At 35.5% G+C, this 23,323-nt stretch carries 22 protein-coding genes; 19 read left to right on the forward strand and 3 right to left on the reverse strand.

Going from position 1 to position 23,323, the window contains the following annotated elements:
• From BMY56_RS04130 to BMY56_RS04180, 11 genes are all read left to right on the forward strand, one after another.
• Positions 1-2,298 carry a glycoside hydrolase family 3 protein gene (locus BMY56_RS04130; RefSeq protein WP_091620331.1) on the forward strand — a complete coding sequence of 766 codons (2,298 nt, stop codon included), beginning with the start codon at positions 1-3 and terminating at the stop codon, positions 2,296-2,298.
• Positions 2,299-2,510: 212 nt separating this feature from the next.
• Positions 2,511-3,023 carry a hypothetical protein gene (locus BMY56_RS04135; protein ID WP_091620333.1) on the forward strand — a complete coding sequence of 171 codons (513 nt, stop codon included), beginning with the start codon at positions 2,511-2,513 and terminating at the stop codon, positions 3,021-3,023.
• Between the two features lie 294 nt (positions 3,024-3,317).
• Positions 3,318-3,695 carry a cupin domain-containing protein gene (locus BMY56_RS04140; RefSeq protein WP_091620336.1) on the forward strand — a complete coding sequence of 126 codons (378 nt, stop codon included), beginning with the start codon at positions 3,318-3,320 and terminating at the stop codon, positions 3,693-3,695.
• 148 nt (positions 3,696-3,843) lie between these two features.
• Entirely contained in the window at positions 3,844-4,524 is a 681-nt protein-coding gene (locus tag BMY56_RS04145; RefSeq protein ID WP_091620339.1) for an NAD(P)H-binding protein, read from the forward strand.
• A gap of 82 nt (positions 4,525-4,606) precedes the next feature.
• A complete protein-coding gene (locus BMY56_RS04150) occupies positions 4,607-5,395 on the forward strand; it encodes a 3-keto-disaccharide hydrolase (protein WP_218144549.1) in 789 nt (262 codons plus the stop codon).
• Positions 5,396-5,873: 478 nt separating this feature from the next.
• Entirely contained in the window at positions 5,874-6,881 is a 1,008-nt protein-coding gene (locus tag BMY56_RS04155) for a phytanoyl-CoA dioxygenase family protein (protein WP_091620343.1), read from the forward strand.
• Between the two features lie 299 nt (positions 6,882-7,180).
• Positions 7,181-7,465, forward strand: coding sequence for a hypothetical protein (locus tag BMY56_RS04160; protein WP_091620346.1), 285 nt, complete (start codon positions 7,181-7,183; stop codon positions 7,463-7,465).
• A gap of 30 nt (positions 7,466-7,495) precedes the next feature.
• Positions 7,496-7,861 (forward strand): DUF2200 domain-containing protein, encoded by a 366-nt coding sequence (locus BMY56_RS04165; RefSeq protein WP_091620349.1) that lies wholly within the window; start codon positions 7,496-7,498, stop codon positions 7,859-7,861.
• Positions 7,862-8,219: 358 nt separating this feature from the next.
• The gene (locus BMY56_RS04170) at positions 8,220-8,639 is read left to right on the forward strand and encodes a hypothetical protein (protein WP_091620351.1); all 420 of its coding nucleotides are present in this window, start codon (positions 8,220-8,222) and stop codon (positions 8,637-8,639) included.
• A 313-nt stretch (positions 8,640-8,952) separates the two neighbouring features.
• A complete protein-coding gene (locus BMY56_RS18745) occupies positions 8,953-9,273 on the forward strand; it encodes a hypothetical protein (protein WP_218144550.1) in 321 nt (106 codons plus the stop codon).
• 215 nt (positions 9,274-9,488) lie between these two features.
• Positions 9,489-12,869 carry an SMEK domain-containing protein gene (locus BMY56_RS04180; protein ID WP_143057778.1) on the forward strand — a complete coding sequence of 1,127 codons (3,381 nt, stop codon included), beginning with the start codon at positions 9,489-9,491 and terminating at the stop codon, positions 12,867-12,869.
• A gap of 129 nt (positions 12,870-12,998) precedes the next feature.
• Here the strand turns inward: BMY56_RS04180 and BMY56_RS04185 are convergent, their stop codons facing one another.
• Positions 12,999-13,967, reverse strand: coding sequence for a transposase (locus tag BMY56_RS04185; protein WP_091620357.1), 969 nt, complete (start codon positions 13,965-13,967; stop codon positions 12,999-13,001).
• Between the two features lie 359 nt (positions 13,968-14,326).
• Between BMY56_RS04185 and BMY56_RS04190 the strand changes: the two genes are divergently transcribed.
• Positions 14,327-15,313: a DUF389 domain-containing protein gene (locus tag BMY56_RS04190; protein WP_091620360.1), complete on the forward strand. Its 987-nt coding sequence runs from the start codon at positions 14,327-14,329 to the stop codon at positions 15,311-15,313.
• A gap of 273 nt (positions 15,314-15,586) precedes the next feature.
• On the opposite strand, the gene BMY56_RS18480 is transcribed toward BMY56_RS04190, so the two are convergent.
• Entirely contained in the window at positions 15,587-15,781 is a 195-nt protein-coding gene (locus BMY56_RS18480) for a hypothetical protein (RefSeq protein ID WP_143057779.1), read from the reverse strand.
• A 268-nt stretch (positions 15,782-16,049) separates the two neighbouring features.
• Between BMY56_RS18480 and BMY56_RS04195 the strand changes: the two genes are divergently transcribed.
• Positions 16,050-16,592 carry a DinB family protein gene (locus BMY56_RS04195; protein ID WP_091620362.1) on the forward strand — a complete coding sequence of 181 codons (543 nt, stop codon included), beginning with the start codon at positions 16,050-16,052 and terminating at the stop codon, positions 16,590-16,592.
• A 79-nt stretch (positions 16,593-16,671) separates the two neighbouring features.
• Here the strand turns inward: BMY56_RS04195 and BMY56_RS18970 are convergent, their stop codons facing one another.
• A complete protein-coding gene (locus BMY56_RS18970; RefSeq protein ID WP_262493772.1) occupies positions 16,672-16,806 on the reverse strand; it encodes a hypothetical protein in 135 nt (44 codons plus the stop codon).
• A 234-nt stretch (positions 16,807-17,040) separates the two neighbouring features.
• On the opposite strand from BMY56_RS18970, the gene BMY56_RS04200 reads away from it, so the two are divergent.
• The 6 genes from BMY56_RS04200 (at position 17,041) to BMY56_RS04225 (ending at position 22,965) form a co-directional block, all read left to right on the forward strand.
• Positions 17,041-18,279: a DUF2130 domain-containing protein gene (locus BMY56_RS04200; protein WP_091620365.1), complete on the forward strand. Its 1,239-nt coding sequence runs from the start codon at positions 17,041-17,043 to the stop codon at positions 18,277-18,279.
• 71 nt (positions 18,280-18,350) lie between these two features.
• Positions 18,351-18,647 (forward strand): immunity 53 family protein, encoded by a 297-nt coding sequence (locus BMY56_RS04205; RefSeq protein WP_091620368.1) that lies wholly within the window; start codon positions 18,351-18,353, stop codon positions 18,645-18,647.
• A gap of 254 nt (positions 18,648-18,901) precedes the next feature.
• A complete protein-coding gene (locus tag BMY56_RS04210; protein WP_245737135.1) occupies positions 18,902-19,279 on the forward strand; it encodes a hypothetical protein in 378 nt (125 codons plus the stop codon).
• A gap of 125 nt (positions 19,280-19,404) precedes the next feature.
• On the forward strand, positions 19,405-19,995 hold the full coding sequence (locus BMY56_RS04215; protein ID WP_091620373.1) for an aspartyl/asparaginyl beta-hydroxylase domain-containing protein: 591 nt from the start codon (positions 19,405-19,407) through the stop codon (positions 19,993-19,995).
• A gap of 264 nt (positions 19,996-20,259) precedes the next feature.
• The gene (locus BMY56_RS04220) at positions 20,260-22,407 is read left to right on the forward strand and encodes a cation:proton antiporter (RefSeq protein WP_091620377.1); all 2,148 of its coding nucleotides are present in this window, start codon (positions 20,260-20,262) and stop codon (positions 22,405-22,407) included.
• Between the two features lie 174 nt (positions 22,408-22,581).
• On the forward strand, positions 22,582-22,965 hold the full coding sequence (locus tag BMY56_RS04225; protein ID WP_091620380.1) for a hypothetical protein: 384 nt from the start codon (positions 22,582-22,584) through the stop codon (positions 22,963-22,965).
• The last annotated feature ends 358 nt before the right edge of the window (positions 22,966-23,323 follow it).

Raw genomic sequence — 23,323 nt, forward strand, 5'->3', positions numbered from 1 at the left:
ATGATAAATAATAAAATAAATATTAGTTTACTGACCGCCTTAATTTCAGGTGTTCTCTTAACTAGTTGTAGTGAAAAATATACTACAGAAGTTAAGGATGGCATCACCATTATTAGTAACCAAGATGGAGCTACATTAGGGTATTCCGCTGAATCTGGTGTTACTATTTTAGCGCAAGATCGGTACGCTTTTAAAGATTTAAACAAGAACGGAACGCTTGATAACTATGAAGATTGGCGTTTACCGGTAACCGAGAGAGCAAAAGATTTGGCAGGTAAAATGAGCCTTGAAGATATTGCAGGACTTATGCTGTACAGTTCGCACCAATCTATACCCGGCAGTAGCCGTGGTTTTGGTTCTTCTAATTATGGTGGTAAACCATTTTCAGAAAGCGGTGCCATAGCTAGTGATTTATCCGACGAGCAAAAGAAATTTTTGACCGAAGATCATTTACGTCATGTGTTGATTACCTCTGTTGAAAGTCCGGTTACTGCCGCACAATGGAACAATAATGCACAAGCCTTTGCAGAAGGGTTGTACTTGGGTATACCTGTCAACACGAGTTCTGATCCTCGACATGGTAGTGACTCTTATGCGGAATTCAATGCTGGTGCGGGTGGTGCTATTTCTATGTGGCCAGGCACTTTGGGCATTGCCGCATCTTTTGATCCAGCGTTAATGAAACAATTTGGAGAAATTGGGTCTAAAGAATATAGGGCTTTAGGAATTGCAACTGCTCTTTCTCCACAAATTGATTTGGCCACAGAACCACGTTGGAGCCGTTTTGATGGCACTATGGGTGAAGACCCAAATTTGGCTACTGATATGGCTCGTGCGTATGTAGACGGATTTCAGTCTACCGATGGTGGTGATTGGGGAATGCAAAGTGTAAATGCTATGGTAAAACATTGGCCTGGTGGCGGACCCGAAGAAGGGGGGCGCGATGGCCACTTTGGATATGGTGCTTATGCCGTATATCCTGGCAAGAATATTAAAGACCATATGCAACCATTTACAGAGGGTGCTTTTAAATTAAATGGCCCAACTAAAAAAGCAGCGGCCGTAATGCCCTACTATACTATTTCTGATGGTGAAGGAGAAAATGTAGCTAACGGATATAACAAGTATTTAATTACCGATGTCTTACGGGGCAAGTATGGTTATGATGGTGTTCTTTGTACCGATTGGGGAATAACTCGCGATGTATCTGCAATTGATAAATTCGAAGGTAAACCTTGGGGCGTAGAAACCATGAGCGAAGCTGAACGTCATTATAAGGCTATAGCTGCGGGTATGGACCAATTCGGTGGAAATAATGCTATGGGTCCGGTTTTAGATGCTTATAAAATGGGTGTCGCAGAACATGGCGAAGAAGCGATCCGTGAACGTTTCGAAGCTTCAGCTGTTCGATTATTGACCAATATTTTTAGAGTGGGACTTTTCGAAAATCCGTATTTAGATGTGTCTGAAACTGAAAAAATAGTAGGTAACAGTGAGTTTATGAAAGCTGGTTTCGATGCGCAATTGAAATCTATAGTAATGCTTAAGAATCAAAATAAAACCTTGCCAATTGCATCCAAAAAGAAAGTATATGTGCCACAACGCTATGTAGCACCAAGTACAAACTGGTGGGGAATAACTACTCCTGAAAAAACAGTAGACGCTTTTAATATGGAAGTTGTTGCTAAATATTTTGATGTAGTTGAGACTCCTGAAGAAGCAGATTTCGCTCTTGTAGGTATCTATAGTCCAAACGGTGGCGTTGGTTATGACCGTGCCGATTTGGAAAAAGGAGGTAATGGGTATGTACCCATTAGTCTTCAATATAGTACATATACCGCAGATACGGCTCGTGAAGTAAGTTTAGCAGGTGGCAGCCCACTTGAAGATTTCACCAATAGAACCTATAAAGGTAAAACGGTGAATACTATCAATACGGCCGATATGCAATTGGTAAACGATACCAAAGCAAAAATGGGCGATAAGCCAGTAATTGTATCGGTAAAAGTAGGCAAGCCAATGATTTTCTCTGAAATAGAAGGTAGTGCTGCGGCCATAGTGGTGCACATGGGCGTACAAGATCAAGCGTTAATGGAAATTATTACAGGAGCTAAAGAACCTTCTGCCCTACTACCATTTCAAATGCCAGCCGACATGCTGACCGTTGAAGCACAATTTGAAGATGTACCAAGAGACATGAAAGCATATACAGATGCCGATGGCAACTCGTATGATTTTGCTTTTGGTTTAAACTGGAGCGGCGTTATAGACGACGCTAGAGTAAAAAATTACAAATAATAACTCAACTAGCTCAATTAAGCTCTGGGAGATTTTTTCTTCCAGGGCTTTTTTATTCCTGTACTCATAAAAATTAGCCACAACAACCTCATAAAATCAAAATAAACTCACAATTATATTAAACCTTTTTGATATTTAAACATCTAATATTCTGTTACAAAAAATTAGATATTTTTGCCCTCGAAAAACAAAACCCTTTAAACAAATTAAAGATGAGAATGACCACCGGATTACGCATGAGAATTATTCACCGCTATTTAGGATTCTTCCTTGCAGGCATTATGGCAATGTATTCCATTAGCGGAATCATTATGATTTTTAGAAATACCGATTTTTTAAAGAGTGAAAAAATAATAGCACAACAACTGAAGCCCAATTTGGAGACTGGTGAACTTAGTGCAGCTTTACGGGTTAAAGGTGGCATCAAACCTGAGAAAACCGAAGGGGACGTCGTTTATTTTGCACAGGGAGAGTACAATGCCAAGACCGGTATGGCTAGTGTTAAGAAAATGGAACTGCCCGTAATTTTGGATAAGATGGAGCATTTGCACAAAGCAACTACAGACAGTCCGGTATACTATCTAAATATTTTCTTCGGACTTTCATTATTGTTTTTTGTAATATCCTCATTTTGGATGTTCATGCCACAAACCTCTGTATTTAAAAAAGGTATCTATTTTACGTTGGGCGGAATAGTCTTGACTATTATACTGCTTTTCGTATAACTGTACACCTACAACTCATATAGTAAACACCTCCATTTAGGAAATCCTAAATGGAGGTGTTTCATGTTTAAAGCACATATCAAGAAAAATGTACCCCAATTTTAGTATCTTGTAGTATATAAACCGAAGTACACTCCCCCTCCCGGTTTTAGCGTAAGTAATTTAAAACGAACTATATACACCTACCTAAACCCAATTAAGCTTCAAATCGGTTGATTTAGGTATTGGTTCATATTTTTATTAGTTCTACCCAAATTGAACGAAATGCATATGAAAACTCTAAAACTTTAAATTATGAAAATCAACAAAAAAAACATTCCAGTTACAATGGAAGCACCTGGCACAATAATGCGAGCAAAAGACAATTTTGGTGGAATGACTATTGGCTTTAACGAACTGCCAAAAGGAACAGATTTTACACCCCTACTAAATGGACTCGAAAATGACAGTTGCCATTGCCCTCATTGGGGATATGTATTAAGTGGTAAACTACTCGTTACGTATACCGATGGTTCTGAAGAAATCTTGACAGAAGGTGATGTTTATTTTCTTCCAAAGGGGCATACTGCTATAGTGCAAGAAGACATAAAAATGATTGAATATAGTCCTTCTAAAGAATTTAGCGAAGTAATGGCCCACGTGGGTAAAAAAATGGCTGAATTAGGCGGATAAAATGTAAACGATTATTGAAATTCTTTAGAGCGTAATCGAATAAGCGATAAGGCTAAAATAGGCCTCCCGACAAAACCTCTTGAAAACTATACAAAAGGCTGCATTTATTGATGACCATAGCATATCTTCAATAGAATTAAAATAGACCATGACTTTAGAATCTAATCAAATATCGGTTGTAATGCTCGGAGCAAGTGGGGCGGTTGGTATAGCAGCCTTAAAAACTTTTTTGCAACTCAATAACATTGAGCAAATTACGTTGCTTGGCAGAAACCCTATTACAACAGTAAAAACCGATTGTGTTCATCAGTTCAAAATAGACGTTAGTGAACCTAGTTCGTACAAGAACTATGTTCATGGACACACAACTGCTATTTGTACCTTAGGTGTTGGTCAACCTTCAAAAATCAGTAAAGAAGAATTTATAAAAATTGATAAAACTGCTGTGTTCGATTTTGCAACAGAATGCAAGAAAGCAGGAGTTAAACATTTCGAATTGCTAGCTTCTGTAGGCATAAACTCAAAGTCATCTTCCTTTTATCTGCGTACAAAAGGCGAATTGGTTGAAGCGCTAAAGGAATTACATTTTGACCGACTGAGCATTTTTCAACCTTCTATGATTTTAACCCCCTCCAACCGTTACGGCATTGGGCAAGCCATTACCTTAAAAGTCTGGCCTTTACTAAAACCCATGCTTATTGGAGGTCTACGTAAATACAGAGGCATACCTGTAAATGTTTTGGGGCAAGCCATGGCAAAAAATATCCTCCAAGAAGGCAAAGCTTACGAAGTATTGCAATGGAACGAGTTTTATGACATTAGCCAGTAGCAAGTAGCCACTATTTGGCGATACGTTGAGAAAATGTACTCTGAATTAAGAAATAAAATAAATGCTAATTGGAATATATAAAATGAGCAAAACTAAAAAGTTATCTTTCACGATTATACTAGTTGTATTTATTTTAACCAGTTCTTGCATACAGAAAAAGGAGAGTGAATGGATATCCATTTTTAACGGTAAAGACCTAAATGGATGGTCGCCAAAATTCACGGGTGAAGCATATGGAAAAAACTTTCTGAATACTTTCCAAGCAAAAGACGGGAAGCTAATTGTCTCTTATGATGACTACGCTAATTTTGATGACAATTTCGGCCATATTTTTTATAAAGAAAAGCTTTCACATTATAGGTTGCGGTTAGAATATCGATTTTTAGGGGAGTCGGTTCTTGGTTCGCCAGATTGGGCCTTTAAAAACAGTGGTATCAAATACCATTCTCCACACCCTTCTGAACTGCCAATAGACCAAAAATTGCTAGTTGCCGTTGAAGCCCAAATACTTGGGGGTAATGGTAAAACAGAACGCTTTACAGGCAATGTATGCACCGCAGGTACTCATATCGTAATGAATGACAGTTTAATTACACAACATTGCACAAATTCAAGCTATCTGGCTATAAACGATAGTAGTTGGGTAAAGATGGAAATTGAAGTTCATGGCAGTGAAAAAATAATTCACAAAATCAATGGTCAGGAAGTTCTGCAATACGCCAAACCCCAATATGATGACACTGATGAATTTGCTAGGGAACTCATGAAAAATGGTCACTCAAGAATTATGAGCGAAGGTTATATCGCACTTCAGGCAGAGGGTCATCCTATAGAATTCAAGAATATTGAGTTAATGAAACTCGATGAATAATCGTTCAACTTTTCATACCTAATACGTCTGAGATAGATACCAACGAACCTTTTCTAGTAACCTAGTACATTCCTGATTTTGTAGAAATACCAATAGCTAGTTGATAAAAAGCTTTTCTAAAAAGGCATTGTTATAGTGTATCTTTTGTGTGTCTAATATATCGTTTTGCACCACTATTGTATGGTGTTTAAATATCACGTTGAGCGCTGTCGAAAATCATAGGCATTACCAATCCAAAAACAACATCACCATTTTCCCAACCAAAAAAATGCGCTTCTTTCATTTTCAAGTACCTAAGAAAACATACAACAAACTTCTGTATATTGCAGTAGACCACGCAAAGAACACTCCCCTAACACTTTAGCGTTATATTTAAATAAGCATACGTATTATGACATCTATGTTTAGATAGCAATAGGTATTCATATACCCGTACGTTAAATGCTATTAGCCATAAAATACACCTAGCGCTATTAAAATGTCAAATCAAAGTGAAATAAAAATAACGGATTGCGGTAAGATTGGAATTTATTACCTAAAATTAATATGGAACTATTACGAAGAATTAAAAAAGAATCATAGAGAAATTAAAAAAATTGATTGGAAATATATGAATGGTGTTTTTAATGCCTTAGGACTCGGAACAGAGCCTACTATAAAATATCTGATGCAATCAAATAACTCCTTCGATCAATTCGAAAGTTGGATTTTAAAGAATGGTAGAATATCAAAGCCTATTATTGAACAATTTAATGCTGTCGTTAGTAGTGAAAAAGAGAATCATTTTATACCTGAAGAAACAGTATTTAATCAATCAGAACTAGAACAATGGCATCAAAATGGTTATATAATTTTAAAAAACGCTGTGCCTGAAATAGATTGTATAAAAACAGTCAACTTAATATACAATACCATTGAAGCTAATAGTTCCGAACCTGATTCTTGGTATAAGCCTCATCCTCTTAAAAATGGGATTATGATACAATTGTTTAACTCCCCAATTTTAGAGAGTAATAGACTTTCTAAAAAAATTCAAATAGCATATCAGCAACTTTGGAATAGAAAAGATTTATTAGTAAGTATGGATAGAGTTAGTTTTAATCCACCAGAGACTAGGTCTTATAAATTTCCTGGACCAAAATTACACTGGGATGTTAGTCTTAAAACACCAATTCCATTTGGCCTTCAGGGACTCTTGTATCTATCAGATACAGATGAGAACCAAGGTGCATTCACAGTGATTCCTGGTTTTCATAAAAACATTGAAAATTGGTTAGAAAATCTGAATGATGATGAAAACCCAAGAGATATTAATTTACTGAATGATTATAAAAAGAAACACATTGCAGCAAAAGCGGGGGACTTTATCATTTGGAATCAATGTCTGCCCCACGGAAGTAGTCCAAACACATCTGACAAACCTAGGATTGTTCAATATATAAATTATCAACCTATTGATTTAGAATATCAAACGGAATGGATTTAAAATTAGTTAAAGAAGAAAACATTATATATCAAAGTGTATAAAACATAGCTAATAAGTGCTAGATCGAAAGGGATGGGTTTATTTGTGAAGACCGCCAATTTTTAACTGATTTAGGTTTTGAATATTCCACATCATCTATTTCAGATGAATTATTGTCAAAAAATGAGGAATTAATAAGTGGACTTGTTTACAAAAAAACATGGTTAGATATTGCGTTGAAAAATACAAAAGAATGAAAAGGAAAAACTGAAAATTTAATTGACAACATAACAACGGAGATTAAAAAAAGTAAATAACATATGCAAAACAAAAGACCTATACGTATTGCGCTTATTACATTGGTTATATTGCTAATACCATTCATAGCAATGCAATTTACCAATGAAGTACAATGGACAATAGCAGATTTTATAATCGCCGGAGGACTTTTATTCTTTGCTGGTTTGGCCATCGAAACGGTAACGAGAAGAATAAAGAACAAGACCTATAAGCTGGTTTTACTAGTCGCTATTTTTAGTGTCTTAATACTCATTTGGATAGAACTTGCGGTGGGAATATTCGGGACTCCATTTAGCGGTAATTAAATTGTATATAAAATCTTAACAAACTACCTCATGAAATCAACAAGCCATCATGATGAGCGTATTGCAAAAATGATATTTGGATCAGTGTATCCACATTACGTGGCAAAAGTTGAGAAGAAAGGGAGAACCAAAGAAGAATTGAACCAAGTTATTGAGTGGTTGACAGGGTTTACTGAGAACAGGTTACAAAAGCTTATAGATGAAAAAGTAACTTTTGAAACGTTTTTTGAGCGTGCTGCATTACATTCAAATGCGCAATACATTACCGGTATTATTTGTGGCTATAGGGTTGAGGACATTGAAAACCCGTTAACCCAAAAAGTACGATACTTAGACAAGCTGGTAGATGAGTTAGCAAAGGGCCGTAAGATGGAAAAGATTTTACGCGTTTCGTAAATGGATCCTTCCTGCTGTATGTATGGCACAATTGAAATGCCCTCACCGTTTTTGTAATAAAAAGAAGATTTCGTTCGATTTTAGAACATCTGTAAGTCGCTGTACAATAATCTTCTGTACCTTGCAGTAGAACAAGCAAAGTACACTCCCCCTACCACTTTAGCATAGCTAAATTTAAAACACCCATATAAGAGCTATTACCTATACTCCATGCTATTGGTAACATAAGTACATATTACCGTATACAATTGTTGGCGGTAATTTAGTAACGACAATACAAATAAATAAGCATAAATTATTGTCAGTATAACAATACAAATTAGAGTATTAATTAATCATTCATTTAAACCATAAAATCATGAAAGCTTTTAAAAACGCAACAACATTTTTCCACAATTGTGAATCTGCAAAAGGATGGGAAGCCTGTAAAGAGTTTGCCATAGAAAATGCTAAATTCAATGCTCAAAGCGAGCCCATAACTGATGTTACAAAACTTGAGGATTATGTTAATTGGATGAAAGGGTTAGGGAGCATTACAATGCCTGGCTGTTCTTATAAAGTGCATTCTTCTGCTTATGATGAAACCACTAGTACTGCACTATTTTTTGCCACTTTTACAGGTACGCATTCTGGAGATGGAGGACCAATACCACCAAGCAATAAAACTACAAACTCAGAATATGTATATGCTTTAAAAATGAACGATGATGATAAGGTAGAAAGTATGACTAAGATTTGGAATTCTTCGTGGGCATTACGAGAACTTGGTTGGATGTAAAGTATTTAAAAATATATAGAATTTTTGAATCTTTAACATGTGTAAACTATGTGCCTTAACAAACATTTAAAACAACCAAAATCGAATAGGAAAACACATCTGAAAATAGTAGTTTCTCTTTTCTTAATTCTTTAGGTAACGAATCAAATTATTGCACAGCACGGCATAAAAGCCCATAAGGATTCGTTAGAAACCATTGTTAAGAAATCGTATGATGTACACCTTAAACTATTTCAAGCTTATTCGACAGTAGAGGATATCGACAACGCTTTTTAACTTTTTACGGAGGACTTTACATATGTTCATCCAAAATATGGCGGAGTATACCCCGAGAGAGGATTTGTATAATGGATATGTCAGAAATCAAAAAAATGGAGGGTACGATGGAAAAGTCACGGATATTATATTACTACATAAAATTATCGGACTGAACGCTGTCGTTATTCAAAAAAGTTTTGTTGAAAAAAAAGAAGTCAAAATCAAAGATGGCGAACCGGAAATGACCCTTTTTGAATTTAGGGACAGAAAAATATCTCGAATCTTTGAATATTTTATGGCAAAAAAGGGTATACTTTTCGGTGTGGTCTTCTGTACCAAAACCGGCATACACCCACTCACCATTTTCGTAACCTAAAAATGACATTTTCTTACAACTTTACGGTAATCCGTAAGAAAATATACCACCTTCATCGCTATCTTGCAGTACACCAAGCAAAGTACACTCCCCCTAATGCTTTAGCGTAACTAATTATATAACATAGAGATAAATACTAGTTACTTTATTCCTTGATATTGGGGGATATAATTACCAGTAACTATATCCAATTGTTAGCAGAAATTAAAAAACACATGAATCAAGAACATATATTATATCGAATATCACAACTTCTTTCTAGATTCAGGGAACAAATCAAAATATTAAATTCAAATGGAGAATTTAGTATAAATACTCATGCTGAAAATATCCTAATCAAAGTTTTAAACGAGATATACGAATGTGATCTTGAAAATGTAAATTATTCCGAGAACAAAACTTATCCGAGCATTGACTTAAGAGATAAACCAAATAGAATAGCAATACAAGTAACATCAACTGCCGACCTCAAAAAGGTTAAACACACATTGACAAAATTCATTGAAAAAGGAATTTATAAAGATTTTGATAGGCTTTTTATTTTCATAATAACAGAAAAACAGTCTAAATATGATCAATCGAAAATAGATGAAACTACCAAAGGAAAATTCATTTTTAAGGCTGAGTCTATTATTGACCGAACTAACGTTTATTTAGAATTAAATAAACAAAACGATTTAAAAAAAATCAATCGAATCTGTACTCTATTAGAAGAACAGTTTGCTGATAACAAGCCTGAATTAGATAAGTGGGATCTGTATTGTAAAGGGTTAGAAGAGTATGATAAATATATAACAAACTACTACAACTTTCTAGATATAAAAGGCTTTTCCCCTAAAATACACAATACACAAGTTAAAATCAATCTTGAAAAAATTTACGTCCCATTAACTTTAAAAATTGAAAGTGAAATTGGTTCGACTGAAAAAAAAGAAGATATTGAGATATTATATTCAATAGAAAAGGCTCTAATCCATTTTAACAAAATAGTAATTCTTGGAGACCCAGGCTCAGGAAAATCTACTATTTTAAAACACTTGGCACACAAAATATGCTCTCAAAGACCAACTGAAAGCCAATTAAGTGATTTAGTACCAGTGATAATTAAGGGAAGTGAATTTTCGAAATATGTTTCAACTACTTCAAAAAAATTATCAGAATATATAATTGACCAAATTGATAAAAAATTTGAATTTCTATTTACTGAGAAACTTGAAAGTAATCATTTGTTAGTTTTAATTGATGGAATTGACGAAATCAACAATGTTAGTTTAAGACATTCCGTTGTTAATCGAATTAATTCTTTTATTGCTCAATATCCAGAAATAAAAGTAATAGTATCATCAAGGATTGTTGGATATAAAGAAACTCGGCTAAATGGTTATTTTAATCATCTGCAAGTAGTGGAATTTAAAAAAGAACAAATCGAACTATTTGTTAATAGTTGGTATTTATCTATTGCTTCAAACTCAGATAACGACAAAGAAGTAGCGAAGAGAAGTGCAAAAGAATTATTCAAATCTATTAAAAAGAATGATTCTGTTCTAAAGATGGCCAGCAACCCTCTTTTAGTTACAATAATAGCCCTAATACATCATCAAGGTGGGGCATTGCCTGAAAAACGAGTTTCCCTTTACGATATCGCGACTTCGACTTTTTTAGAAAATTGGGTTAGACAGAGAGAAACCGAAAGAAACTCTTCTTTTGATAAAGAAACTTTAATATCAATTCTAGCACCCATTTCATATCATATACATCAGAATTATTCTACAGGTCTAATTACTGAGACTGAATTAAAATCGCTATTTAAACAGGAATATAATAATGTTTATCCTTATCAAAGCAAAAAAGAGGAATCACAAGACCTAAAGGATTTGATTAATTTCTTGCGTGAAGATGCAGGATTTCTATTTGAAAAAGGTTTGGATAAAAATGGAGAATCACTATTCGGTTTTGTTCATCAAACTTTTCAGGAATATTTTACTTCCATAGAATTTAAAACAAGATGGAAAGAAGATTATTATGCAAAAAATCTTGATGAGTATGTGTTCAATCCTAATTGGGCTGAAGTTATTAAGTTGTCAGCGTCATCTTTTAAATTCACTGAACAAGGTAGGTTAGGAAGACAGTATTCTACGAATATCTTAAAGGATATCTTAAGTGTTAATGATTCTATTGAAGAAATGTACCGTCCGTTAAAATTAGTATTTCAAGCACTAATTGATGATACAGAAGTTGAATTTCCTTTTTTTATTCAATTAATTGATCAAGTTTTTAAAGAAATTCTATCTCAAGATGAAAATCATGGTCCGGAATATGAACACAACAGGGAAGTTTGGTCATTCAAATATTTTATTGAATCACTTTTAGAAACAAAAACGTATCAAAATTATTTAGTCCAAAGAATTGTTAATGAAGTTAATGATGAACAAACATCTTCCTTATTAAAACACAATTTGGTTCAAATTTTAATTAATAAGTCGAATATCCAAGATGTAAAAGAGGAACTTATAAAGATCCTAAAATCAGATAATACTGAATTGAAAAAACAACTTTTTGAGTATAATACGGTGATGCCAGTTGCAGAGATTGTTTTCACAAAAGAATTTCGAAATTCCATTGTTGATTATATTAATACTGCAGATTATATAGAAAGTTATAGTGGCCATTTACCTACCCAATATCATTGTGCTTTTGAAAAAACTAAAAAGCAAGGAGATCTCGCTGAATATATTGAAAAAATATCTTCAGAATCGTATGCTGAAAAGTATAAAGAAGAACTTCTACTTTCAATAAGACTAATTGAAAATGAAAAAATAAAGTATGATTACATTAATTCTATTGTTTTTTCAATAGGAATGAGTGACCTAGAGAACCTAAATGAATATGTAAATTCATTAAAAAATGAGTATCCAAATTTGAAATTTCCTAAAATAGAGAAATACATTCTTGAATTAGAGGAATTTAGTTCTTATGGCTTAAATGAATACGAGTTGTTAAATTTTGACAATATAAAAATCTATAATAAAAAGGATGAACCTTCAGTATTTGCCTTTATAAAAAATAAGGAAGTCAAATTTTACCCATACCCTTTCAATGAATCCGATTTGAACATTTACTTTAACAGTGAAACAAAGTCATTTTTAAAATTTCTAGACTTAATTCTTCCAACAATTATTGGCTCAGAATCTGTGCTGTCTATAACAAAACGTGATGATTTACTTAGGTTCATTAAGTTTCAAAAACACATCCATTGGTACACGAGATTAGATCTGACGGAAGTTATTTATTATTGCTTTCAAATGTTATTTGACAAAAAACTAGATTATGATGAAAGCTTATTGAATTGGATAAAAACTCAAACGGAAATAAGACACAGAAGATTTAAAATTTCTGATGATTTCAATAAATCTGAACTTATTTCCAAAATAGAATCATCAAAACTTAAGATACATGATAAACTCTATATTCTAAGTCTAATAGGGGAAAAGAATGATTATGAAAAATATATTAATCCAACTATTAACAGTATGAATGATGCTGAATCAGAAAAAAATAAAAAAGAAATTAAACAAGTTCTATACGAAATACTATAAAAACTTCCGCTAACAAAGAACTGAGGTAAAAAACAAGTAAATTCTTCCTTAATCTGAGACAATACTATTCTAGGCTCATAGAAGCTAAAATCTGATTCTTTGAGCTTTTTTTATGCTATTTATTCTCATTTACCTAGGCAGTATCGAAACGTAAGTTTCATCATATGGTCTACCAGACTTTACAATAGCAAAAGACTGTTTGAGTAGTTTGTTAGCAACTGCTATCAATGCCAGTTTCTTACTCTTTCCTTTGTTGACGATTCGCTCATAAACTTCCTTACAAGCCTTGTTGTGCTTACAAGCATTAAAGGAACATAGGAATAATAAATTCCGAAGCTTTCTATTGCCCACTTTGCTTATCCTTGCACGACCTCTTACGCTGCTTCCTGACTCACGTATCGTTGGGGTTATACCAACATAACTACAAAGCTGTGATGCCGTTTCGAACTTGCTAAAACCATCAGTTACCACTATTAAAAATAATGCAGTCTTTTGCCCTATTCCTGGTATTGAGGTTAACAAGGTCAATTGTTCTTGTTGATCCACTTTCACCAATGACAAAATCTTTGATTCGATAGCTGCTACCTCCTTATTAAGCTGCTTCTTGTTACGTATCAAAGAACGATAAACAAACTTTGAGGGTATGCCCAAAACAGCTTCTCCATGTATTTTGTTCTTAGTTGCGGTACGTTGTTTTAAATAAGTATCCAATAACCGGAACAACTGTAGACACTCACTCTGCGTATCTGTCAAAGCATTGTAAAGAGGAACTTCATTGATCAAAGCATACTCACAAATAGCCTTCGCATCGCTCTTGTCCGTTTTTACCTTGGCCAATTTCATCTGGATGAAACGTTTAATGGACAAAGGGTTTACAACGGATAACATTACTCCATTTTTGTAAAGAAACTGTGCAAGCCTGTAATGATAATAACCTGTAGCTTCCATTACCATCAATGAACCGTCAGGTAATTCTTTAAGGAACTTCTTAAAACCGGGTTCATAGTTCTTGTACCGGTTGTGACCTTGGGAACTACCGTGCACATCAAAGACATCCTTACTGATGTCAACTCCAAAAGTTTCTTTATATTTATTCATAGGAACTGATCTATGAAAGAACTGGCTACCGGTATCACAACAACTTGAAAACGAGATCAAGGTCTCACAGAACTGAACGTGATTCAAGTAGTAAAAGAGAGAGGATTATCAATGTTGTCGAAGTCTAAAGCTTCACCGTGTATACTAACCTTAATTCTCTCTTTTGTTCTTTCTAGTTATATCAATGATTTACTGAAAATCAAACTTAAGAAGTTTATAAAAAATTGCTGGTGTTGTGCTTAAATAAAGGTCGTTGCACGTTTGCTACGTCTGAATTTCCTTCGGAAATTCCTCGCACGCAAACCCGCAACTTTCCATATACAAAAACTTAATGAGTAATCAAAACTGAATATCTAACGATGCACATAGACCCAAACAAAGAAGACACTTTTATAGAGAAGAATTTCTTTTCTCAAGATATTTCACCTAAAGAAAGAACTACTGCATTCAATAGTCTTTTTTTTCATTACAAAAAAGATTGGCAAAGTTCTTTCGCCTTAATGCTAGTTATAAGTGTGGGTATTGCATCACTTGGACTTTCTGAAGACTCATCAGCAACCATAATCGGTGCAATGATTGTTGCTCCATTGGGGCAACCCATTGTAGCACTTGGCGGTGCTATTGCATTAGGTTGGAGAATTCAATCCTTTAGAATGTTAGGAATAATTATTCTTGGAATGATTAGTTCTATCCTAATAGCTTACATCATAAGTCTGACATTGCCCGATATAACTCCCAATAAAGAAATGTTAACTAGAACTTCACCTGATTTGAGAGATATTGGAATAGCAATATTGGCAGGTGCTGCGGGTGCTTGGGGTTATTACAGAAGTGAATTTTCCACAATATTATCAGGTGTTGCGATAGCAGTAGCGTTAGTACCTCCACTTTGCACTTGCGGTATAATGCTTGAACAGGGACATTTTATTTTAGCATATGGAAGTATTTTATTGTTCGTTACCAATCTCATAGGAATAACATTTGCATCAATTTTGGTCTTCTTTGTATTGGGATTAAAAAACAGCAAAAGTCGAAAATGGTTTTATAAAGGCACCATTGCGACAATCATTCTTGGCACAATCATTATTTTACCTCTATCGTTAAATTACCAAAAGTTTAATTCAGGAATTTTATTCTATAATTCTATCTATGAAAAAGCGGGAAAAGTTTGTGAACTATCAGTAAATTCTCCTGTCATTAAAGAGTTATCAATTCAAGGAACTGGAGTTATCATAACAATTGAACCATTTCCAGATGATAGAGATGAAGAACAAAGACTAATAACTGAATTGGAACGGTCAACCGGATTACAGGTTTTTCTTCAAAGCCCTTCTTCCGAACAATGATCAATTAAGAAAGTGAATACGCATAATCGAGTGGATGGCTCTGCCATCAAATGACAGAGTACACCCCTCACACCACCGTACGTACGGGTCTCGTATACGGCGGTTCGCAATACATCTTTTCAATCGCTCTTTACACCAATCGAAACTATTCTCTACTTTTTTAAAGGGCTACAGATTTTCTGGGGGTTGCCCATTAACGAAAATCAATGCTCCCTGAATAATTTCCAGAAGGACTGCGTTCAGTCCTTCCCCACTTGTGAGACCTATGCAGTTTTATGCAACTCGTTTCTCGTGGGTACTATGACCTCGGCTGACTTCTCTACTTGACCAACTCGTAGTTGTAGAGACCTCCCCAGGTAAGAGCGTCTTTTTTCTTCTGATCCCTGCCTTATCTACTATTTCGGTTATCACTTTCCATGTTTTGGACTTTACAATGATGTGCTTGCTTATCCAACCTAATAGCCTCATATAAGGTTCCTGTTCGTCAGTACCAGAATTTGTAGTCCTGCTTTCTTCAGATGTAATCTCACGATTACCACCCTTGCAGCTTACTAATGGTTCAAGGCGTTACCCCTGCCCATAAGGGACTTGCACCCTCTAAATGAATTAGCTACCTTTCTGTAGCTAAAAGACACCCATACTGGGCACACACAATATGTATAGTGTATAGAGCACCCTGCGGGATGCTACGACACCATACACGGAACGTTTTAAAGACTCTATAAAATCCATCATCATGAAACAAATCCTAAGCTTAACAGTCTTCCTCCTATTAATCACAATACAAACACCACTCCTCGCCCAACAAAACAACTTCATTGACGACTCTATAGAGCGTTTAGAAAATTCTCGAAAGTATTTATTGCTTGTGGCAGAACTAATGCCAACAGAAAAGTATGACTATAAAGCCACAGAAGAATCACTGAGTTTTTCAGAGAGCATAATGCATATCGGTTTTGCGCTAGATTGGCATAGTCAGTCACTCATAGGCGACAGAGCAGCACGTGTATACCAAACCGACACCGTTTTTAAACCTGCCAACAAAACAAAAGCAGAAATGATGGCACGTATCGACCAAACCTTTACCGAAGCCATTACACTATTAAAAGATTTCGAACCTGCGCAATTAAATGATGAGCTAGATTATTTTGGGTTGAACAGAAGTAAACGGCAAATATTTATGTTATTGGCAGACCATATTACCCACCATAGGGCACAAATGTTGGTATCTATGCGATTAAACGGGCTGGTACCACCGAGATATGTGTTGTATCAATAAGCAGGGCAACATTGAAATACGCATACGGGGGAATCTGAGTAAACTATCGTTGTTTGTAGCATATAAAAAACCCCAGCAGCTACTCTTGCTTTTTCTTATCGTTCTTCATTAAACTAAGTACGATAAGTACAATTGCTAAACATACGGCTCCGAAAACGGCAATTAGAATAACGCCGTAGCTCCAGTTAACAAGTGGTATCATCTGTGATATCATAGATCGGTGGTTTATATACGAACAAATTTATTATTCCATGACAAGGCAACATATGACATTTGTCAGTATTTCAAAAAATATATAGCACCGTGCATTGGGTATCCTCTTAGCAAAGTGTTGAAAACTATAGCGCTTACTATTGCTTAACCGTATATAGGTTTATATCTTTATACACTAGTCTTATTTCATACTAGAACGACGGAGAACCCACAACGCAAACGTATTTAAACAAACATGGTAGATAAAATAAAATGTCCTAATTGTGGTCACGAATTTGATGTAGAAGAAGCGCTATCTGGTAAAATGCAGGCGCATTTTAAAGCTGAATACGAGCGTAAAGTCGCTGAGCAGGCAGAGATATTTAATAAAGAACGTGGTAAACTCGCCCTTGAAAAAGAGGAGTTCGAGAAAAAGAAAGAAAAAGAGAACGAGCTCTTCAAAGAAAAGCTTGAACAACGCCTTGCCAAAGAATCGGAGAAAATACAGAAACTGACCAACGAAACTTTTGAGCAACAATTAAAAGCCCTACAGCAAGAGAACGAGAAAAAGAAAGAGGAAAACAGGGCCTTACGTGCGCAAGAAATCGATTTGCTGAAACGGGAGAATGAACTGAAAGAAAAGGCCGAAGACCTTAAACTGAACGTTCAAAAAGAATTGCTAGAGAAACAGACCGAAATAGAGGAGAAAGCCAAGGCCAAAGAACGCGAGTCGATGGCGCTGAAAGAGAAAGAATACCAAAAGCAACTAGACGACCAAAGAAAGCTTATTGATGAAATGAAGCGTAAGGCCGAACAAGGTTCTATGCAAATGCAAGGCGAGGTACAAGAATTGGCGCTTGAAGAGCTTTTAAGAGCCACCTACCCTTTCGATGATATAGATGAAATCGGTAAGGGTATTCGTGGCGCAGATTGCGTACAGACGGTTATAAATTCGTTACAACAAACCTGTGGTTCTATTGTATACGAAAGTAAGCGTACCAAGAATTTCAGTAACGATTGGATCAATAAACTAAAGCAAGACCAAATTAACTGCAAGGCCGATATTGCGGTAATCGTTACCGAGACCTTTCCGCCAGACATGGATAGATTCGGAGAAAAGAACGGCGTGTGGATCTGCGGTTTTAACGAGGTAAAAAGTGTGTCGTTAGTGTTGCGGGAGTTGTTATTGAAAACCCAATCGATAAAATCGTCTGACGAAAACAAAGGCGATAAGATGGAACTGCTCTACTCGTATTTAACCAGTAACGAGTTCGTGCAGAATATCAATAGAATTGTCGAGAACTACGATTCTATGATCAAGCAATTGAACTATGAAAAGAAAGCGGCGTTCAAGAATTTTGCCGTTCGTGAAAAGCAGATTTGGGGCGTACAAGAAAATATAAATGTACTGTTCGGTTCTATAAAAGGCATTGCGGGTAATGCCTTATCAACTTCCACCATTTTAGAATTACCCGATGCCGAAATTGATGAGTAGCACTAGTTATGTTTCATATACCAAATTGTAACTCTGAAAAAACACAAATAAGCTAAGCAACAAAACGATAAATGGAGATTTTAGATTGGATACAAGATTGGTTCAAAGATAATTGTGACGGCAATTGGGAACATGGTGAGGTCATACAAATAACCACCTTGGATAACCCAGGATGGGAAGTAGAAATTGATATTTCGAATACTTCGATAGCGACCATGAACCTAGCGTGGATCCGTAACGATAATGGAAAAGAAGATTGGTACGGGGTTAAAATTGAAAACCAAAAGTTTACCGCTGCTGGTGATGCTGGAAAACTGAAATTTTTACTGGGCCTTTTTAAAGAGATGATCGATAAAATAGAAGCGTAATACCGTTGGCCAAAGTACCTTGTACTACCGCGAAAATATTCCCAAGTTAGTGGTGTCCGCTTCTAGTATTGTTCGCATCTGAGGCTAATCAATGCTATGAGTATAGTGTGCTACACACCATAGCCGAACAGAAAAAATAAATTCGTAGCTTTAGAACAGTGAATACCGAACCACAGCTACTAGCACGCATTGTAAATTTTCTAAACTCGATCCACATATCGGTAGTCGAGAAAAGTTTACCTAAGGACACCTTTTTGCCCGGACTGCGAATTGAGGGCGGTACCATTTTAATGGATTTGGAACAATTGAAATATCCGGGAGACCTCTTACATGAGGCGGGGCATATTGCAACGACGGAAGAAACGAGCAGACCATTCATTGGCACACCAAAAATATCGGCCGATTGGCCAACCGACGGCGATGAAATAGCAGCTATACTCTGGTCGTATGCCGCAGCAAATCATTTGCAGTTGAACTTGGATATTGTCTTTCATCCCGGTGGGTATAAAGATGACTCTGAATGGCTCATTGAACAATTCAATAGTAAAAATTATATGGGCTTACCCCTATTAGAATGGATGTCGCTGTGCACCAAAGAAGAATTTCCGAAAATGAACAAATGGTTACGGTAGTGCCGTTGCCTCTAATAAAGACAACGTGCTTGCAAAACAAGGGTTGACCCAATTCGTAATGACGTTAAAAAAATAAAAACAAAATAGACTACTGCGCACCAGTGGCCTAAAATGCCAAACCATACATGGAACCTAAGAAACCGTTTAGAGATAGCATACGATTACCTTTTACCTTCGATGTCGATCAGATGCTTGCCGAGGCACAGGCCTTACAAAATGACCAGTACGAATATTATAAGGTACTATCTTTGCGAGCGCCAGCCCATCTGGTAGACACTTCATTACCTTACCCGCCACCGGCAAACGATTATGCAGACGGCTCTTGGACCGATTGGATGAATACCACTTTTTTAGAAAAATCGCCTTATCTAAAAAGTATAGTCGATACGTTTAGCCAATACACCACGGTAAATTTGGTCAGGCTATTATTTTTAGCGCCAAATTCGGTAGTTAAAGAGCATACAGACCCCACCTTGGCCATAGAGGAAGAGAAATCAATGATCCGACTTACCATACCCATTGATACCAATGATGGTGTCTCGTTTATCTTGAATGACACCGTGGTACCTATGCAAATGGGTGAATGTTGGTATTTACGATTAACCGATCCGCACCGGGTAATCAATAATGGGGCCACCGACCGTATTAACTTAACCATAGATATCATACCCAACGATACAATTATAGATATGATCAACAAGGCTGTTGAAGGATGATAAAAGTCTTTATTCTAAAAAATAAGTCAACAAATCAATAATTTACTAGTGAAGTACTAGTTGATATAACATATCCTCTCTCATTACCAAAATACATTCTTCATCTTCCCCTAATTTTACTTTCGAAATATCCGTGGGTATTCACTAAGTTTACTCGTTGGTTTTGAAATCGTTATGGCTATCAAAACCGTATATACAATCATCAACTACCTGTAAGAAGCAATCTTGAAGCATTTTACTAAAGGGTTGAATAACGCCTATTAAATGATTTCATTGAACATCGTTGAAACTACATTACCTTTTACCAATCCGGTACTGAAATTTCTATTGATACTGGTCATTATTCTATTTACCCCCATCTTTTTAAATAAGATAAAAATACCTGCCCTGCTAGGTCTTATTATTGCTGGTGCAGTAGTTGGTCCGAATGGATTTAATTTAATGGAGCGCGATAGCGGCATTATTCTTTCGGGTACGGCTGGCTTATTATACATTATGTTCCTTGCCGGATTGGAAATGGATTTGGTCGACTTTAAAAAGAACAGTAAAAAAAGCTTGGTTTTCGGACTCTATACCTTTATTATTCCTATGATTTTAGGCATGATAGTAAGCCTTTATATTTTGAAATTTTCGATACCTACATCGATACTATTGGCCAGTATGTTCGCATCACATACCCTAATTGCGTACCCGCTCATCAGTAAATTGGGCGTTGCTAAGAATAGGGCCGTGAATATTACAGTGGGTGGTACTTTAATAACAGATACGCTTGCCCTTTTGGTGCTTGCTGTAATTGTGGGAATGAATACGGGTGAAGTCAATGTAACATTCTGGGTGAAGCTATCAGTTTCCATCCTCATATTCGGGGCAACGGTTATGTTGCTTTTCCCCATCATTGGCAGATGGTTTTTTAAACGGTTTCACGATAATATTTCACATTATATTTTTGTATTAATGATGGTGTTTCTTGGTGCATTTCTAGCAGAACTTGCAGGAATAGAAGCTATTATCGGTGCATTTTTAACGGGCTTGGTACTCAACAGACTTATTCTTCGTACTTCGCCATTAATGAACAGAATCGAATTTGTTGGCAATGCCATTTTTATTCCTTTTTTCTTAATCGGTGTGGGCATGTTGGTCGATTACCGTGTCTTCTTTAAAGATTTGGAAACGATTAAAGTGGCTGCTATTATGATTATTGTTGCCACATCGGCAAAATTTTTAGCGGCTTGGCTTACCCAAAAAACGTTTAACTTTTCTACAGATGAACGTCGATTGATTTTCGGATTAAGCAATGCCCAAGCAGCAGCCACACTCGCCGCCGTCTTAATTGGCTATAATTTAATTATTGGTGAAACAGCAACAGGCGAACCAATTCGCTTGCTCAACGAGAGCATTCTAAACGGCACAATTCTAATGATTCTTTTTACCTGTACCATTGCAACGTTCGTAGCTCAAAAAGGCGCAAAGAATATTGCCCTTTTAGAAACGTCTGGTATGGCAGCGTATGATGAAGAATACATAGAGAATATACTAATACCAATAAACAACAGCGATACCACTGATGACTTGATTAATTTAGGCATCATTGCCAAATCTAAAAACAACACAAATGGACTGTATGCCTTAAGTATTGTTGATGATTATGAAATGGGAAGTTCTGCGGATAAACATGCCCGAAAAATTCTTGAACATGCAACGGTAACCGCTTCGGCAACCGATAATACCATACACACCTTATTACGATATGACATTAATATTGTAAACGGAATTTCGAGTGTGGCCAAAGAACATAAAATCACTGACCTCATCTTAGGGCTACATATTAAAAAAGGTATTTCAGATTCTTTTTTAGGAAATTTAACCGAAGGCATTTTATCGAAATGTAACCCAACCACCTTTATTTACAAACCTTATCAGCCGTTTGGCACTATAAAAAGACATGTAATTATTGTACCTGCCCATGCCGAGAAAGAAATTGGATTTCCGTTTTGGTTAACCAAGGTTTGGAATATTGCCAAAAATTCAAGCGCAAAACTTATATTTTTTGCTACAAAAGAAACCAACGCAGCTATTGATGCATTGCAATTAAAAAACCCGCTAGTCTATGAATTCAGGGAATTTAAAGATTGGAATACTTTTTTAGAACTTAAAAGTGAATTTCAGAAAGATGATAATCTTGTTATTGTTTTGAGTAGAAAAGATAAGCCCTCTTATGATAGCAATATGAGCAAAATACCATCGTATTTAAATAAGTACTTCAACGCGATGAGTTACCTATTGGTTTACCCCATGCAAGTAGGTGAATTTGATAAATCACAAATAGACCTCACCAACCCAACATTAATAGAACCTTTTGGTAAAATTGATGAATTAGAGCAAACCATTGCCAAAATATTAAAGCGAAAATAACCGATTAGTAAGGGTAACATTAATCATTTATCCCTGAAGAGGTTACCTAAATTAAGGTACAAACTGTATCAATTAAAAACAGAATGTTACCGTATTCACTTTTTCAAAATTTCTTATTTTTCATTCAAAATACTAGTAACCTGAATACTAGTATCATAAACACATACCAATAAAATGCAGGAAACCATTAAAAAATTCAAATTCAAAGACAAAGGCATTGTACTAAATGCCCCAGATAGCCTAGAGGATAAATTTGTGGAACTTGGCTTTGAGACATCTTTACACAAAGAAGATAAAAGTAAAAATACCCTGGTCTTTATAAACAACCAAAAAGAATATCTAGACTTTCTTACAAACAGTTTAGAGCGTATAGAAGACGATAGTGTTTTATGGTTTGGGTATCCAAAAGGGACCTCTAAAATAAAAACAGATATTAACCGAGATACCATTAGAACTACAGGTGAAGAATTTGGCATTACCACGGTAACAGCTGTATCAATCAACGAAACTTGGAGCGCATTACGTTTTAGGCCTATTGATAAGGTAGGAAAACGATAAAGGGCATTGCATAAATTGAAATTTAGAATCTTTTCAACAATTTAAAAGAACACTCGTTAACTGTATTCGTCAATAAATAAGTTGATATCTAATTAGAAACAATCATCTAGATAATAGAATAAAACGCATCGTAGTTATACATTATCTATTATGGCCTACCCACAAGTGGATGAAAAATCTCGGTTTTAATTACGTGCTTTAATAGAAAGTACTGGTTTTTGAAACCCATACAATTGTCAAATAATTGTATCGATTCTTCCGTTTGAAATAGTATGAAATATCCTTTAATATTTAACTGACATTTTTAATTAGCAATTATATTATTACCTACATTAGATTGGTTTTTAACGTTTTACAA

Source organism: Maribacter orientalis (assembly GCF_900109345.1).
GTDB lineage: Bacteria > Bacteroidota > Bacteroidia > Flavobacteriales > Flavobacteriaceae > Maribacter > Maribacter orientalis.

Coding starts and splice junctions, on each gene's coding strand:
- BMY56_RS04130 (WP_091620331.1), top strand. CDS start 1: ATGATAAATAATAAAATAAATATTAGTTTACTGACCGCCTTAATTTCA.
- BMY56_RS04135 (WP_091620333.1), top strand. CDS start 2,511: ATGAGAATGACCACCGGATTACGCATGAGAATTATTCACCGCTATTTA.
- BMY56_RS04140 (WP_091620336.1), top strand. CDS start 3,318: ATGAAAATCAACAAAAAAAACATTCCAGTTACAATGGAAGCACCTGGC.
- BMY56_RS04145 (WP_091620339.1), top strand. CDS start 3,844: ATGACTTTAGAATCTAATCAAATATCGGTTGTAATGCTCGGAGCAAGT.
- BMY56_RS04150 (WP_218144549.1), top strand. CDS start 4,607: ATGAGCAAAACTAAAAAGTTATCTTTCACGATTATACTAGTTGTATTT.
- BMY56_RS04155 (WP_091620343.1), top strand. CDS start 5,874: ATGTCAAATCAAAGTGAAATAAAAATAACGGATTGCGGTAAGATTGGA.
- BMY56_RS04160 (WP_091620346.1), top strand. CDS start 7,181: ATGCAAAACAAAAGACCTATACGTATTGCGCTTATTACATTGGTTATA.
- BMY56_RS04165 (WP_091620349.1), top strand. CDS start 7,496: ATGAAATCAACAAGCCATCATGATGAGCGTATTGCAAAAATGATATTT.
- BMY56_RS04170 (WP_091620351.1), top strand. CDS start 8,220: ATGAAAGCTTTTAAAAACGCAACAACATTTTTCCACAATTGTGAATCT.
- BMY56_RS18745 (WP_218144550.1), top strand. CDS start 8,953: ATGGCGGAGTATACCCCGAGAGAGGATTTGTATAATGGATATGTCAGA.
- BMY56_RS04180 (WP_143057778.1), top strand. CDS start 9,489: ATGAATCAAGAACATATATTATATCGAATATCACAACTTCTTTCTAGA.
- BMY56_RS04185 (WP_091620357.1), bottom strand. CDS start 13,967: ATGAATAAATATAAAGAAACTTTTGGAGTTGACATCAGTAAGGATGTC.
- BMY56_RS04190 (WP_091620360.1), top strand. CDS start 14,327: ATGCACATAGACCCAAACAAAGAAGACACTTTTATAGAGAAGAATTTC.
- BMY56_RS18480 (WP_143057779.1), bottom strand. CDS start 15,781: ATGAGGCTATTAGGTTGGATAAGCAAGCACATCATTGTAAAGTCCAAA.
- BMY56_RS04195 (WP_091620362.1), top strand. CDS start 16,050: ATGAAACAAATCCTAAGCTTAACAGTCTTCCTCCTATTAATCACAATA.
- BMY56_RS18970 (WP_262493772.1), bottom strand. CDS start 16,806: ATGATATCACAGATGATACCACTTGTTAACTGGAGCTACGGCGTTATT.
- BMY56_RS04200 (WP_091620365.1), top strand. CDS start 17,041: ATGGTAGATAAAATAAAATGTCCTAATTGTGGTCACGAATTTGATGTA.
- BMY56_RS04205 (WP_091620368.1), top strand. CDS start 18,351: ATGGAGATTTTAGATTGGATACAAGATTGGTTCAAAGATAATTGTGAC.
- BMY56_RS04215 (WP_091620373.1), top strand. CDS start 19,405: ATGGAACCTAAGAAACCGTTTAGAGATAGCATACGATTACCTTTTACC.
- BMY56_RS04220 (WP_091620377.1), top strand. CDS start 20,260: ATGATTTCATTGAACATCGTTGAAACTACATTACCTTTTACCAATCCG.
- BMY56_RS04225 (WP_091620380.1), top strand. CDS start 22,582: ATGCAGGAAACCATTAAAAAATTCAAATTCAAAGACAAAGGCATTGTA.